We start from the raw sequence: 13,830 nt of genomic DNA, 5'->3' as shown, positions 1-13,830 counted from the left end.
AGAGGCCCCCTATGTTCCGAGGAAGCAAGACGGCTAAGGCCGTCGCGCATACTTGGGTCGCGCCTACCTGGCAGGAACTGGTCCGCGACCATTCCGCCCAGGTGTATCGCCTCGCCTACCGCCTCACCGGCAATCAGCACGACGCGGAAGACCTTACCCAGGACGTGTTCGTGCGCGTGTTCAAGTCGATCCACAATTTCCAGCCCGGGACTCTCGAGGGCTGGCTGCACCGAATTACGACAAACCTCTTCCTCGACCAGGCCCGCCGCAAGCAGCGCATCCGCTTGGACGCCCTGTCGGTGGCCCCAGACCATGTCTGGGGCGAAAGCACTGGCCCCGAGGAACTGCACGACGACGCCGAGCTTGACGCCGACGTCTCTGCCGCCTTGCGCGCGCTCAGCCCTGAGCAGCGCGTCGCGGTGGTCCTGTGCGACATTGAGGGGCTGAGCTACGAAGAGATCGCCAAAGTTCTCGACGTGAAGCTCGGCACGGTGCGTTCCAGGATCGCCCGCGGCAGGGCAGCACTGCGCGAAGCCCTCGCGCACCGTGCGCCCACCGGGGGACGAACGCGCTATGCCGGAGTGTCCTGAATGGCCAAAGGCCCCTGCGAGAAATTCCACCCAGATCTGTCGGCCTATGCCGACGGGACGCTGCCGCCCAAACGCTGGGAACAGGTGACCTACCACCTAGCCGGCTGTGACAGCTGCTGCGAGGAGGTCCGGGCCATCAGCGACGTGTGCTCGAAGCTGAGCACCTACCGTTCCACCGGCACCCCGGATTCGCTGGCCGCCCGGCTCGAGAACATCGCCGGCGAACACGCCGCCACCCCCCTCTACATGGCTCACGGAGCCGGGGACCTGCCCTCCCAACGCCGACGCAGGGCCCAGCTCGCCTACCAGGGCGGCGTCGCGCTGCTCGCCGTCATGGTGTCCGCCGTCGTGATCGCGGTGCTCGTTGCGCCCACGCCCGTCAAGGTGTCGGATCCGGTCAAGGCCGCGCGGGAGCAGTACTCCCGGTCGCTGACCGCCATCAGCGTCAACGAGGCCGTCGGTGCCATGCTGCTCGCCAACGAGCGCGGCGCTGACTTCGGTGCCCCGGAGAGCTACGTGCCGCTCACCTCGGAGACGGAATCGCTGCCCATCACCCGTGAACTGGCCGCCAACCTCCTGCGGCGCGCCGCCGACGCTGACTACAGCCTCACCGGCACGCAGCGGGTGTGGGCCAGCAACGGCGAAGGCCGCTACCGCACCGCAGACGTACGCACCACGAAGATGGCGGGATTCGGTGCTCAACTGGAAGTGCTCGACGTGCGGGGCGACCTGTTCGGCTCGGCCTTCCTGCCGGAGGTCGGCACCAGCCCCGTCGAGGCGCCCTGGGGGTGGGAATACTCCCGCAGCGGCACCACCGAGCAGGTGGCGGGCCGCGACGCAGTGCGTATCCAGGCCAACTCCGGCGAACTCCCGGCTGCCAGGTGGTGGGTGGACGCCGCCACCGGCATCATGCTCTGGGCCGAACGCTACGACGCCCTCGGCCGGGTCAACCTGGCGGTCGGTTACAAGCAACTCTCCCTGGACGACGCCTCGTTCGAGCCGGACGACTCGGCCCAGCTGATCTCGCTCCAGCCCGCCTCCTCCTCAGAGGCGGACGACTGGTGCGTCGGCCTGGACGCCTGCCCCCACGCCGTGGGTGGCATGTCCCTGGTGGCGTACTCGTCGTCGGAAAAGGACGAGTCGCCGTCGATGAGCTTGGTCTACTCGGATGGCTACCACACCGCCGTTGTCGACTGGACCACCGGCGTGCTCAGCGACGGAGCCCTCACCGAAAGTGACCGCGCGGCGGACATGACGGTGGAGGTCTGGCAGGCGGGCGACGGGGTTCTTTCGGTGGCCTGCGACTGCGCACCGGCCATGATCAAGGCCATCGCCGGAGAGCTCCCAGAACCCGAGGCCTACCGGGAGACGATCGCCGAGAAGATCGCCGGCGGGCTCGTTCGCATGACCAGGGTGCGCTGATCCGGCCGCGGCCGGGTAGCCTATAGCCGTGTTTGGCATCAGTGCGACGGATCTCGTCATCATCCTCGTGCTGGCCGTGCTCATGTTCGGCCCCGAGAAGCTCCCCGAGTATTCGCGCAAGGCGGCGCGGCTCTTCGTCTTCTTCCGCGATGTGGCGAACAACGCCAAGACCACGCTGGCAACCGAACTGGGCCCCGAGTACGCAGACCTCGAGCTGCGTGACCTGCACCCGAAGGCCTTCATCGCCAAGCAGTTGCGCGAGGAGGTGGCCCTCATCGAAGACGCCAAGCGCGAACTGCTCGAGGCACAGGACACGCTGAAGTCGACAGCCACAGAGGTGAAGAGCGCGGCGAACGTGAACGCGCTGAAGAACGCCGCGGCGGACGGGTCGGCGCTGAACGAGCCGCCTGCGGACGCCCTGGCACTCGCCGGCCCCGTCGCCTCGCCCTTCGATCCCGAGGCGACCTAGATCAGGTCGGGATCCAGCGCCTGGTAGGCATGCCAGGCCGGCACTTCGTAGGGATGTGCGGCCAACATGGCGTCGATGGCCGCTCTCGCGCGCTCGCGCGTGCAGACGGCCTCGATCCGGACCTCCTCCACCACGGTGAGCTCACCGCTGGTGCCGATGAACGGGTCTGCCGCGTCGCTGGGGCGGAAACGTCCCTCGCCCGGGGAACTGAAGCTGCAGGCGGAGTACTCACCGAGCTGTCCCGCCCCGCCCCCGGCCAGCGCGGAGCGCACGGCGTCGGCGTGGGAGAGCGGGGCGAAACAGACGATGACGATCATTGCTGCCTCAGGCGTTGGTGGACAGCGGGAGACGGTGCCCCAGGAGCCCGCGCTTGGTGGCGGCGATCTGGTTGGCCAGGTCGATGATGGCGGTGGCAGACGGGTGCTCCGGGTGGCTCTCCACGATGGGCAGGCCGCGGTCTCCGCCGGCGAGCAACTGCTCGTCGAACGGGATCTGGGCGAGCATGGGTACGTCGTAGACGACGCGGTCCGTGAGCGCCTCGGCAACGAGCGTGCCGCCGCCGGAGCCGAACAGCTCGATCCGGTGAGTCTCGGTGCAGTGGGGGCAGGTGGTCTCGAGCCAGCTCATGTTCTCCACCACACCGATCACACGCTGCTCGAGGATGTGCGCCATGGTGCCGGCGCGCTCGGCGACCTCTGAGGCAGCCGACTGCGGGGTGGTCACCACGAGCACCTCGGAGCTGGGGATCTTCTGGCCCAGCGACATGGCGACGTCGCCGGTGCCGGGCGGCAGGTCGAGGAGCAGGTAGTCGAGGTCGCCCCAGTAGACGTCTGCCAGCAACTGGGTGAGCGCACGGTCCAGGATGGGGCCGCGCCAGGCGACCACCTGGTCACGCGACGGCTTCAGCATGCCCACGGAGATCACCTTGAGGCCACCGATGGCGGGCACCGGCATGATCATGTCGTCGACGACGGTGGGGCGCGCGTCGCCCAGGCCGAGGAGGTCCGGGATGGAGTGGCCGTAGATGTCCGCGTCGAGGATGCCGACGGAGCGACCCTGCCTGGCCAGCGCCAGGCCGAGGTTGACCGTGACCGACGACTTGCCGACGCCGCCCTTGCCGGAGGCCACAGCGATGACGCGGGTGAGGTTGCCGGGCTCGGCGAACTGGATCTTCCGCTCGACGGCGCCGCCGCGCAGCATCGAGCGCATCGCCTGGCGCTGCTCGTCGTTCATCACGCCGAGTTCGACGTTGACGGCGGAGACGCCCTCGACGACCTCGACCGCCTTCGTGACCCGGCCGATGATCTCGCTGCGCATGGGGCAGCCGGAGACCGTCAGGAGGACGCGGACGAACACGGTGCCGTCGTCGCTCGCCTGGATGTCGTCGACCATGCCCAGGTCGGTGATGGGGCGCCGGATCTCGGGATCCTCCACGGTGTGGAGTGCGGCGCGGACGTGCGGGAGCAGCGGGTGTTCAGTCACGGTGTCCTTCATATCTGGAGGTGCTTGTGCCCTCCACGGTACCCGGGGTGTACCGCCCCGGGGTATCGGGTCCGCCTTGGGGATGACCCTCGTCAAGCTGATGGTCAGTCAGCGCCGGGAGTTGAGGGCGTCGCCGAGGATCATGACGCAGGTGGCCACCAGGGCAGGCACCCAGAGCCCGGCCAGGCTGGCCACCACGACGACGGCGGGGCCAAGGACCACGCTCACCGTCAACCGCTCGCGGTAGCCCAAGCGGGTCCGCGAACCCGGGGCGAGCAGGTAGCGCCACAGGGCGAAGTAGCCCAGTACGAACAGCGCGGCCACCACGGCCCCCAGCCACCAGCCGCCGGCGATCCGCCACAGGGAGATCGCGCCCAACACGATGAGGGCCAGGTGACCGATGAGCAGGACGATGCCGAACCAGCGCACCTCGGTGGCCGATTCGGCGACCTCGGAGACCTCGTCGGGGTGCACCTCGTTGCGTGTCTCTCGCCGACCCGTCACCGCGCCTCCTTCTTCTCGGTCTTCTCATCTGCGCGCTCCAACCGGTCCGCCAGTTCACGCAGTTCGCTACGCAGTTCACCACGGACGAAGTCGCGCGTGGCCAGTTCACCCAGATGCATGCGGATGGCGGCGATCTCGCGCGCCAGGAAGTCCATGTCTGCCCGCGACTGCTGCGCCACGCGGCGGTCTTCGTCGAGACTCAATTTGTCGCGCACCTCCTGACGGTTCTGTGCCAGCAGGATCAGTGGCGCGGAGTAGGACGCCTGCGTCGAGAAGAACAGGTTCAGCAGGATGAACGGATAGGGGTCCCACTTCAGCCCAAAGAGGCCGATGAGGTTGATCATCACCCACACGATGACGAAGACCGTCATGTAGACGAGGAACTTCGCGGTGCCCATGAAGCGTGCGAAGCTCTCGGCGAAGATGCCGAACGTCTCGGAGTCGACGGCGACCTTGGGCAGCCAGGAACGCCGGCCCGGCGTCGACAGGGGATTGCGCTCAGACATCGGCAGCCTCGCTCACCTCGCTGGCGTCCACCTCGTCCATGAGGTCACCTCGCCAGTCGTCGGGGAGCATGTGGTCGAGCACGTCGTCGACCGTCACGGCGCCCACCAGGTGCCCCTCCTCGTTGACCACGGGGGCCACGACGAGGTTGTACGTCGCGAAGAAGCGGCTGACCTGCGCGAGCGGGGTGTGGGGGCGCAGCGGTTCCAGGTTGTCGTCGATGAGCGTGGTCACCATGATGGTGGGGGGCTCGCGGAGCAGGCGCTGGATGTGGACCGCCCCGACGTAGCGGCCCGACGGCGTCTCCAGCGGCGGGCGCGTGATGAACACCATGGAGGCCAAGGCGGGGGTGAGGGCCTCGACGCGGGCGTGAGCCAGCGCCTGCGCGACGGTGGCGTCAGTGTCGAGGATGATCGGCTCGGGCGTCATCATGCCGCCGGCGGTGAACTCCTCGTACGCCATGAGGCGCCGCACGTCGGCCTGTTCCTCGGGCTCCATGCGCTGGAGGAGGTCCTCGGCGACATCGGCCGGCAGGTCGCGCATGAGGTCTGCCGCGTCGTCGGGGTCCATCTCGGACAGGACGTCTGCGGCGCGCTCCATGTCGAGTTGCGAGATGAGCTCGATCTGCTCGTCCTCGGGGAGTTCCTCGATGGCCTCGGCGAGGACGTCGTCGTCGAGCGCGTCGATGACCTCGGCCCGCGACTCCGGCTCCAGGTCGTGGAGTTCCTGCGCGATGTCGGCGGCCTTCATGTCGGTGAACTCGGCGATGAGATGAGCGGCGGTGCGGCCGGTGGACAGGATGAGGTCCGGGATCTCCTTCCAGGAGACCACCTCGGGCTTGCCGCGGCCGCCGAACCCGAAGCGGCCGACTCCGGTCGAGGCGCGCAGTGCCACGGTGGCGAGTTCCCATTCGCGGTTGCGCACCTGGGCCATGGAGATGTCCTCGATCCGCGTGGGGCGGTCGCGGTGGATGTTGCGGTCGAGCAGATCCGCGGCGACGAGGACCTCGGCCTCGCGTCGCTGGAAGCGCCGGGTGTCCACCTGGCCCAGGATGGCCACCTGGTTGGGGCTGATGTCGTGCACGCGGATCATCGGCACGAAGATGCGGGCCCTGGCGAACAGCTCGACCACGAGGCCCTTCACCCGCGGCGCGCGGCCGTCGGCGCGGAGGAAACACACCACATCCTTCACGCGCCCCACCTGGTCACCAGCGGCGTCGACGATGGGCATGCCCAGCACACGCGAGATGAAGACCTGCGTATCTTTGCTGACCATGGGGGTAAATGTACTGGGAACGGAGCGGAAATGACTGGTAGGCACCAGCGCGCCAGGCGCACCATCCTCGCGGTGCCCGGTTCGAGTGAGCGGTTCATCGCGAAGTCCACCGGGCTCGACGTCGACGAGGTGTTCCTCGACCTCGAGGACGGCGTGGCCGTGGGCGCGAAGAAGGAGGCTCGCGGGCTGATCGTCGAGTCCCTGCGCGCGTTGACGTGGAAGGCGCCGACGGTGTCGGTGCGCGTCAACGACTGGATGACGCCGTGGACCCTCGGGGACGTGCTCGAGGTGATCGGTGGGGCCGGGGCCGCCGTGGACAGCGTGATCCTGCCGAAGGTCTCCACCCCGGGGCACGTCGAGGCCCTCGACCTGCTGCTCACCCAGGTGGAGCGCGAGCACGGGCTGGCGGTCGGGCGGATCGGGATCGAGGCGATCATCGAGGACGCCCGGGGCCTCGCTGCGGTGCAGGCAATCGCCGCGGCCAGCCCGCGGCTGGAGTCGCTGACGATGGGTCCAGGCGACATGATGGCCTCGCTCGGGATGCCCGGCCTGGGCGTCGGCGCCCTGGTTGACGGCTACCCGGGGGATCCGCTGCACCACGTGTTCGCCCAGATCCTGGTCGCCGCCCGGGCGAACGGGCTCCAGGCGATCGACGGGCCGTACGTCGCCATCCATGACCTCGACGGCTTCCGTGCCGCGGCCAGGAGGGTCGCGGCCCTCGGCTACGACGGCAAGTGGGTGTTGCACCCCACGCAGGTGGGCGCGGGGATGGAGGTCTTCACCCCATCGGCGGAGGCGATCAAGCGCGCCCGGGCGATGGTGGACGCGGCTGACAGAGCGGCAGAACGCGGTGTCGGAGCGGTGATGTTCGGCGACGAGATGGTCGACGAGGCCGGTGTGAAGCTCGCCCGCGCGCTCCTCGGCCGCATCGCTGAAATAGCGTGAGCGCCGTCTGCGGGGTCGCGTAGGCTTGAAAGCGGTTCAAGGAGGACACACAATGGCCGAGCCCGCATCGCCGATGGGGAAGTTGATGAAGCTCAACTACCCACAGCACGTCGTCGAGTACTCGACGTATGAAGAGGCCCAGTCCGCCGTCGACTACCTCGCCGACAACAAGTTCCCAGTTGAGAACATCATGATCGTGGGCACCAACCTCAAACTGCTGGAACGCGTCACGGGTCGTCGCACCTGGGGCAGCGTGATCGCGGCCGGCGCGGCCTCGGGCGTCATGACCGGCCTTCTCGTGGGCCTCATGCTGATGTTCTTCGTGGGCGGCGGCAACGCCACCATGCTGTGGGTGGGCCTGGCCATGGGCATCCTGTTCGGCATCATCGCCCAGGGCCTCACGTACGCCATGAGCGGCGGCAAGCGCGATTTCAACTCGCAGCGCGTCACGGTGGCGGCCAGCTACGAGGTGCTCGCCGAACACCGCGTTGCCCAGTCAGCGCGGGACCTGCTGATGCAGCGCCCCGGCGCACGAGCGGCGCTCTTCGAGTGACGGCGGAGTTCTGGGACAACCGTTACTCGCATCCGAACTACTTCTACGGGTACCGCCCCAACGATTTCCTGAAGCAGCAATCCTTCCTGCTCAAGCCCAACTCACGGGTGCTGTGCCTGGGCGACGGCGAGGGCCGCAACGGCGTCCACCTCGCCGGGTTGGGGCACCGCGTCGTGAGCCTCGACTTCTCCCGTGTCGCCCTCGACAAGGCGGCGGCGCTCGCTGCGGAGAAGGGCGTCGAACTCGAGACGTGGCACGTCGATCTGGCCGACTGGGTGCGCAACCCGGACCCGCTCGAGCAGTGGGATGCCGTGGTGTCGATCTTCGTGCACCTGCCGGCTGACCTGCGCCGAAGTGTGGCTCAGGTGGTCACGCGCCAGTCGGCACCGGGCGCCAAGCTGATCCTGGAGGCGTACACGCCGGCGCAGCTCTCGCTGGGCACGGGCGGGCCGAAGGACGTGGACCTGCTGCTGAAGCGCGACGACGTGGCGGCCGATTGGCAGGGCTGGCACCTCGACGTACGGCTGCTGGAGCGGCGGATCTTCGAAGGCATGGGGCACCAAGGGCTCAGCTCCGTCGTCCAGGCCCTGGGCCTTCGCGTCGGCTGAGGCAACCGGAGCCACCCTTCGGGCCTGCAGCGGGTCTCCGGTAGGTTAAAGCCCACCGAGTCGTGAGGAGTGCCGCATGGATCTCAACTGGAGCTACTACAACCCCAACTCGCCCGCAGAGCGGGTACTGATAGTCGGACCGAGCCTCGGCGGCAACGCCGCCCATCAGTGGACCAAGGTGGCCGCTGAACTGATCGACGACGTGCGTGTCGTGTTCGTCGACCTCCCCGGCTCCGGCATGGGTGCAGTCTGGGACGACGCGGACGAGCCGTCGCTTGACACCGTGGCCGCCGCCATCGCCGACGTGGCGGACGAGGTTCGCGCAGACCTCGGCGGGGACGTGCCCGTGTACTTCGCAGGGCTCTCAATCTCCGGCGCCACCGCGCTGCACCTGGCGCGTGACTACGCGAAGAGCTTCGCCGCCGTCGCCGTCGTGGCGTCCTCGGCCAAGGTGGGGGAGAGCGAGCGCTGGCGCGAGCGGGCCGACGCGGTCGACGCCCGGGGCACGCAGCACCTTCTGGAGGAGACCACCAAGCGGTGGTTCACCCCGGCGTTCCGGGCCGAGCAGCCCGCCGCGGTCGACGCGATCATGGAGGGTCTGGCCTCGTCGGACGACCACTCCTACGCGCAGCTGTGCCGGGCCCTGGCCGAGCACGACGTGCGCGAGGATCTCGGCCTCATCCGCATCCCCGTGATGATGATCGCCGGCGAGCGCGACACCTCGACGCCGCTGGCCAACGTGGAGGCTGTCGCGGAGGGTGTGCTGCGCGGCGCGCTGCACGTCGTCGAGGGCGCGGCGCACATCGTGCCGGTGTCACACCCCTCGCAGGTCGCCGAACTGTTGCGCGGCCTCCTCGAGCGCCCGCTTGCAAGCCGTGTCGTGAGTGAGTCCGAAGACTGAGGCCTGCTGAAGCCGGCCGAGCTGGGGGCCCTGACCAGGCGCTGGGCGCCCGGTTCAGGGGACCGTCACCCGGCGTCGCGCAGGTTCCTCATCCACTTCTCGACGGCGTCGGCCTCGCGGGGCAGTGACCCAGACAGGTTGACCGGGTCGCCGTCCGTGATGAGGATGTCGTCCTCGATCCGGATGCCGATGCCGCGGTACTCCTCTGGCACCAACAGGTCGCCCTGCTTGAAGTAGATGCCGGGCTCCACGGTGATGATCATGCCGGCCTTCAGCGTGCCCCCGCGGTACAGCTCCGCGCGGGCGGCGGCGCAGTCGTGCACGTCCAGGCCCAGGTGGTGGCTGGTGCCGTGCACCATCCAGCGGCGGTGGAAGCCGCCCTCCTCGGACAGGGATTCCGCGGCTGACACCGGGAGGATGCCCAGTTCCTCGAAGAATTCCGCCAGTACGGTGATGGCGGCCTGGTGCACGTCGGCGAACAGGTTGCCCTTGCGGCACGCCTCGATGCCCGCCGTCTGGGCGGCCAGGACGGCCTCGTAGACGCGGCGCTGCGGCTCGCTGAACGCGCCATTGACGGGCATGGTGCGGGTCACGTCGGCGGTGTAGAGCGTGTTGACCTCGACGCCCGCGTCGAGCAGGAGGAGGTCGCCGTCGACGAGGTCGCCGTCGTTGCGGATCCAGTGCAGCGTGTTGGCGTGGTCACCGCCGGCGGAGATCGTGTCGTAACCGACAGCGTTGCCCAGGTGCCGGGCGTGCAGGCCGAAGATGCCCTCCACCCAGCGCTCGCCCCGGCCGTTCCTGACGGCGGCGGGCAGTTCGCGGGCCACGGCCTCGAAGCCGACGCGGGTGGCGTCGATTGCGCGCTTCATCTCGCCCACCTCGAACTCGTCCTTGACGAACCGGGCCTCGGAGACGGAACGTGCCAGGTCGGCGTCGAGCGCGGTGGCCAGGTCGCCGCGCGCCTGGTCGACCATCTCCGTGATGGCCGGGTCGGCGTCGCGGATGACGAGCGTGCGGTTGCCGGCCGCGCGCAGCACCTCAGGGAGGTCGGCGATGGCCCGGCAATTCAGCTGCGTGGCCGCGGCCATCTCCTCGAGGGAGTCACGCTTGCCCACCCACACCTCGCCGTAGCGCGAATCCGCGTAGAACTCGCGGTCCGTGCGCGGGGCGCGGGGTTTGAAGAAGAGGGTGACCTCGTCGTCGCGGATGACGAGGACGGCATCGGGCTCGCGGTCCTCGCCCAGGCCGCTGTAGTACGTGAACGCGGTGTGCGGGCGGAACCGGTAGTCGGTGTCGTTGGAGCGCACCTTCAGCGGGCCGGCTGGGATGACGAGCGTCTGGCCGGGGTACTCCGCCGCCAACTTCTTGCGGCGCGCGGCCGTCCACTCACTGGCGGGCAGCTTCTCCGGCATGGCGTCGGAGTAGGGCTCCCAATCCTGGACGATGAACTTCTTGAACGCCTCGGAATAGGGGTCCCGGCGGTTCTCGGATGCGTCAGAAGGTGCGATCATGTCCGTCACTTTACGCTGTGGGCGCAGACCCTCAGCAGCCGCTCCTGAGGAACCGCTAGACCTTGCGGATGCGGATGGCCTCGATCATGTGGTCACGGTCCTTGACCAGGATGGCGGTGGCGCGCTCCCGTGTGGGCGTGATGTTCTGCCGGAGGTTCGGGCCGTTGATGGTGTCCCAGATCTGGCCGGCGAGCTCGACCGATTCGGCGTCGGACAGGTCCATGAAGCGGCGGAAGAAGCTGCGCCGGTCCTGGAAGGCGGTCTCACGGAGGGTGAGGAAGCGGTCCAGGAACCATTCCTTGATGTGCTCCTCCTTGGCGTCCACGTAGACCGTGAAGTCGAAGAAGTCGCTCACCGCCAGGCCCGGGTGGCCGTCGGCCTCGATGCGGGCGGGCTGCAGCACGTTGAGACCTTCGACGATGAGGATGTCGGGGCTCTCCACCACGATGTGCTCGCCCTCCACGATGTCGTAGACGAGGTGCGAATAGACCGGGGCGAGCACCCGGGGTTCGCCGGACTTCACGCCCATCACGAACTGCAGGAGCGCCCGGCGGTTGTAGGACTCGGGGAAGCCCTTGCGGTCCAGCAGCCCGCGACGCTGAAGCTCCGCGTTGGGATAGAGGAAGCCGTCGGTGGTGATGAGGTCCACCTTGGGGGTGCCGGGCGCGCGGCGCAGGAGTTCCTGCAGCAGGCGCGCCACCGTCGATTTCCCCACTGCCACGGAGCCCGCCACGCCGATCACGAACGGCGTGCGCTGCACATCGAGGCCCAGGAAGTCGTTGGACTGGGCGTAGAGCCGCCCGGTGTTGACCATGTGGAGGTGCAGCAACTGCGTGAGAGGCCGGTAGACCTCCGCGATGTCCAGCTGGCTCGTCGGGTCGCCGAGGCCCCTCAGCCTGGTCAGCGTTTCTTCGTCGACATTGATCTGGGTGGCGTTCGACTTCTCGGCCCACGCGCGGCGTTGCAGCGTGACGTACGGTTCGGGCACAGCGCTCCTCGGTTGCTGGGTGTGCAGCCAGCAAGCATACGCCCGTGCCCGTCCTGCGGGCGGGGAAGACCCCATGAGCAATTGGATGGGGTCACGCGTTGCGTAACGCGGTTACACGGCGTGTCGCCCCCGTGACCCCATCCAATTGCTCACGGATCGTCACGCGCCGAGCGCGAAACACTGCGAAGTGTCAATGTCAAGAAGTGGACAAGGGTGCTGTACGGTTTTCGACGTGTGTGGAATCGTTGGATACCTCGGAACCCGTGACGGACTCGACGTTGTACTGAGCGGCCTGCGCCGCCTCGAGTACCGCGGCTATGACTCGGCCGGCATCGCCATGCCGCACGACGGGCAGATCGCCTGGCGCAAGCGCGCCGGCAAGATCGCCAACCTGTCAGCGGCCATCGACGAGGAGCCGCTGCCCCGGAGCACCGTCGCGATCGGCCACACGCGGTGGGCCACCCACGGCGCCCCCAACGACGCCAACTCCCACCCCCACGTCGCCGAGCGCATCGCCATCGTGCACAACGGCATCATCGAGAACCACGACAAGCTCCGCGCGGAACTCAACGGCGCGACCTTCACCTCGGAGACAGATTCCGAGGTCGCCGCACACCTGCTCAACAAGGAGGTCCACGGGGGAGCAGGCCTCGTGGAGGCCATGCGCACCGTGGCGGCCAAGCTCGAAGGGGCCTTCACCCTCGTCGCCGTCGACGCGCAGGACCCTGACCGCATCGTGGCCGCACGCCGGAACTCGCCGCTCGTGGTGGGCAAGGGTGACGGCGAGTACTTCCTCGCCTCGGACGTCGCCGCGTTCATCGCGCACACCCGCGACGCCGTCGAGCTCGGTCAGGACCAGATCGTCGAGATCACCCCCGAGGGCGTCAACGTCACCACGTTCGACGGCGGCCCCGCCGAGACGAAGGACTTCCACGTCGACTGGGACCTGGAGGCCGCGCAGAAGCAGGGCTTCGACTGGTTCATGCGCAAGGAGATCTTCGAGCAGCCCACCGCGGTCGCCGATACGCTGCTCGGCCGCCTGAACGAGCGCGGCGAACTCGTCCTGGACGAACTGCGGATCAGCCCCGAGACCCTGCGCCGGATCAACAAGATCGTGATCGTGGCCGCGGGCACCTCCTTCTACGCCGGCCTGGTGGCCAAGTACGCCATCGAGCACTGGACCCGCATCCCCTGCGAGGTGGAGCTTGCCTCCGAGTTCCGCTACCGCGACCCCATCGTCGATCCCATGACGCTGGTGGTCACCATCTCCCAGTCCGGCGAGACCGCCGACACCCTGATGGCCATCCGCCACGCCCGCGAGCAGCACGCCAAGGTGGTGGCCATCTGCAACACCAACGGCTCCACCATCCCGCGTGAATCCGACGCCGTGATCTACACCCACGCGGGGCCGGAGATCGGCGTCGCTTCCACGAAGGGCTTCACCACGCAGCTGGTGGCCTGCTACCTGCTCGGGCTGTACCTTGCCCAGGTCCGCGGCATGAAGTACGGCGACGAGATCGCCGCGCTGCTGGCAGAGCTGGAGCGGATGCCGGCCGCCATCCAGCAGGTGCTGGACAACAAGCAGCCCGTGCTGGACCTCGCCGCCGAACTCGTCGACGCCACGTCGGTGTTGTTCCTGGGCCGGCACGCCGGCTACCCCGTCGCGCTGGAGGGTGCGCTGAAGCTCAAGGAACTGGCCTACATCCACGCCGAAGGCTTCGCCGCCGGAGAGTTGAAGCACGGCCCCATCGCGCTCGTCTCCGAGGGCCTGCCGATGTTCGTGATCGTCCCGCCCCGGGGCCGCGACCAGTTGCGCGACAAGGTCATCTCCAACATCGCCGAGGTGCGTGCCCGCGGCGCCCGCACTATCGTCCTGGCCGACGCCGACGACGAGGAGGCGCGCGCCGTCGCGTCGAACTTCATCGAACTGCCCAAGGTGTCGACGCTGCTGCAGCCCTTGGTCGCCGTCATCCCGCTGCAGCTGTTCGCCTGCGAACTGGCGACGGTGAAGGGTCACGATGTCGACCAGCCGCGCAACCTGGCGAAGTCCGTCACCGTCGAGTAGATGGGCGGTTCGG

At 68.4% G+C, this 13,830-nt stretch carries 15 protein-coding genes; 8 read left to right on the top strand and 7 right to left on the bottom strand.

Translation table 11 applies throughout. The features are described 5' to 3' along the window. Positions 1–11 precede the first annotated feature (11 nt). From sigE to H5393_RS06725, 3 genes are read left to right on the top strand one after another with little or no spacing between them, the layout of a single operon-like run. A complete protein-coding gene (gene sigE / locus H5393_RS06735) occupies positions 12–590 on the top strand; it encodes an RNA polymerase sigma factor SigE (protein ID WP_182766008.1) in 579 nt (192 codons plus the stop codon). Continuing rightward, positions 591–2,012, top strand: coding sequence for a zf-HC2 domain-containing protein (locus H5393_RS06730; RefSeq protein ID WP_182766007.1), 1,422 nt, complete (start codon positions 591–593; stop codon positions 2,010–2,012). It begins immediately after the preceding gene. 28 nt (positions 2,013–2,040) lie between these two features. After that, positions 2,041–2,481: a sec-independent translocase gene (locus tag H5393_RS06725; protein WP_182766006.1), complete on the top strand. Its 441-nt coding sequence runs from the start codon at positions 2,041–2,043 to the stop codon at positions 2,479–2,481. Here H5393_RS06725 and H5393_RS06720 read toward each other — a convergent pair. The 5 genes from H5393_RS06720 to H5393_RS06700 form a co-directional block, all read right to left on the bottom strand. Continuing rightward, the gene (locus H5393_RS06720; protein WP_182766005.1) at positions 2,478–2,798 is read right to left on the bottom strand and encodes a hypothetical protein; all 321 of its coding nucleotides are present in this window, start codon (positions 2,796–2,798) and stop codon (positions 2,478–2,480) included. The two genes, H5393_RS06725 and H5393_RS06720, sit on opposite strands and share 4 nt — an antisense overlap. Positions 2,799–2,805: 7 nt before the next feature. Beyond that, entirely contained in the window at positions 2,806–3,963 is a 1,158-nt protein-coding gene (locus tag H5393_RS06715) for an Mrp/NBP35 family ATP-binding protein (RefSeq protein WP_370585946.1), read from the bottom strand. Between the two features lie 108 nt (positions 3,964–4,071). After that, complete coding sequence (locus tag H5393_RS06710; RefSeq protein ID WP_182766003.1) at positions 4,072–4,467, bottom strand: hypothetical protein; 396 nt, start codon at positions 4,465–4,467, stop codon at positions 4,072–4,074. Beyond that, the gene (locus H5393_RS06705; RefSeq protein ID WP_182766002.1) at positions 4,464–4,973 is read right to left on the bottom strand and encodes a DUF1003 domain-containing protein; all 510 of its coding nucleotides are present in this window, start codon (positions 4,971–4,973) and stop codon (positions 4,464–4,466) included. The genes H5393_RS06710 and H5393_RS06705 overlap by 4 nt, the downstream gene beginning before the upstream one ends. Further along, positions 4,966–6,246 carry a magnesium transporter MgtE N-terminal domain-containing protein gene (locus tag H5393_RS06700; RefSeq protein ID WP_182766001.1) on the bottom strand — a complete coding sequence of 427 codons (1,281 nt, stop codon included), beginning with the start codon at positions 6,244–6,246 and terminating at the stop codon, positions 4,966–4,968. Before H5393_RS06700 ends, H5393_RS06705 begins: the two co-directional genes overlap by 8 nt. Positions 6,247–6,276: 30 nt before the next feature. Between H5393_RS06700 and H5393_RS06695 the strand changes: the two genes are divergently transcribed. The 4 genes from H5393_RS06695 (at position 6,277) to H5393_RS06680 (ending at position 9,253) form a co-directional block, all read left to right on the top strand. Beyond that, the gene (locus tag H5393_RS06695) at positions 6,277–7,191 is read left to right on the top strand and encodes a CoA ester lyase (RefSeq protein ID WP_182766000.1); all 915 of its coding nucleotides are present in this window, start codon (positions 6,277–6,279) and stop codon (positions 7,189–7,191) included. Positions 7,192–7,243: 52 nt separating this feature from the next. Next, complete coding sequence (locus H5393_RS06690; RefSeq protein WP_182765999.1) at positions 7,244–7,744, top strand: general stress protein; 501 nt, start codon at positions 7,244–7,246, stop codon at positions 7,742–7,744. Further along, complete coding sequence (locus H5393_RS06685) at positions 7,741–8,352, top strand: class I SAM-dependent methyltransferase (protein ID WP_182765998.1); 612 nt, start codon at positions 7,741–7,743, stop codon at positions 8,350–8,352. Before H5393_RS06690 ends, H5393_RS06685 begins: the two co-directional genes overlap by 4 nt. 76 nt (positions 8,353–8,428) lie before the next feature. Next, positions 8,429–9,253, top strand: a complete 825-nt coding sequence (locus H5393_RS06680; RefSeq protein WP_182765997.1) for an alpha/beta fold hydrolase — start codon at positions 8,429–8,431, stop codon at positions 9,251–9,253. A 65-nt stretch (positions 9,254–9,318) separates the two neighbouring features. On the opposite strand, the gene H5393_RS06675 is transcribed toward H5393_RS06680, so the two are convergent. After that, the gene (locus H5393_RS06675) at positions 9,319–10,764 is read right to left on the bottom strand and encodes an aminopeptidase P family protein (protein ID WP_182765996.1); all 1,446 of its coding nucleotides are present in this window, start codon (positions 10,762–10,764) and stop codon (positions 9,319–9,321) included. Between the two features lie 55 nt (positions 10,765–10,819). Then, positions 10,820–11,752: a type I pantothenate kinase gene (gene coaA / locus H5393_RS06670; RefSeq protein ID WP_370585945.1), complete on the bottom strand. Its 933-nt coding sequence runs from the start codon at positions 11,750–11,752 to the stop codon at positions 10,820–10,822. Positions 11,753–11,984: 232 nt separating this feature from the next. Between coaA and glmS the strand changes: the two genes are divergently transcribed. Next, the gene (gene glmS / locus H5393_RS06665) at positions 11,985–13,817 is read left to right on the top strand and encodes a glutamine--fructose-6-phosphate transaminase (isomerizing) (protein ID WP_182765994.1); all 1,833 of its coding nucleotides are present in this window, start codon (positions 11,985–11,987) and stop codon (positions 13,815–13,817) included. Positions 13,818–13,830: the final 13 nt, after the last annotated feature.

The organism is Tessaracoccus sp. MC1756 (genome assembly GCF_014164735.1).
Taxonomy (GTDB): domain Bacteria; phylum Actinomycetota; class Actinomycetes; order Propionibacteriales; family Propionibacteriaceae; genus Arachnia.
This window is presented reverse-complemented; position numbering and strand designations above follow the sequence as displayed.

Bases quoted from the DNA above. Each gene is read 5' to 3' on its own strand.
- H5393_RS06720 (WP_182766005.1), bottom strand. From the start codon at position 2,798: ATGATCGTCATCGTCTGTTTCGCCCCGCTCTCCCACGCCGACGCCGTG.
- H5393_RS06680 (WP_182765997.1), top strand. From the start codon at position 8,429: ATGGATCTCAACTGGAGCTACTACAACCCCAACTCGCCCGCAGAGCGG.
- H5393_RS06705 (WP_182766002.1), bottom strand. From the start codon at position 4,973: ATGTCTGAGCGCAATCCCCTGTCGACGCCGGGCCGGCGTTCCTGGCTG.
- H5393_RS06730 (WP_182766007.1), top strand. From the start codon at position 591: ATGGCCAAAGGCCCCTGCGAGAAATTCCACCCAGATCTGTCGGCCTAT.
- H5393_RS06695 (WP_182766000.1), top strand. From the start codon at position 6,277: ATGACTGGTAGGCACCAGCGCGCCAGGCGCACCATCCTCGCGGTGCCC.
- sigE (WP_182766008.1), top strand. From the start codon at position 12: ATGTTCCGAGGAAGCAAGACGGCTAAGGCCGTCGCGCATACTTGGGTC.
- H5393_RS06675 (WP_182765996.1), bottom strand. From the start codon at position 10,764: ATGATCGCACCTTCTGACGCATCCGAGAACCGCCGGGACCCCTATTCC.
- H5393_RS06690 (WP_182765999.1), top strand. From the start codon at position 7,244: ATGGCCGAGCCCGCATCGCCGATGGGGAAGTTGATGAAGCTCAACTAC.
- H5393_RS06700 (WP_182766001.1), bottom strand. From the start codon at position 6,246: ATGGTCAGCAAAGATACGCAGGTCTTCATCTCGCGTGTGCTGGGCATG.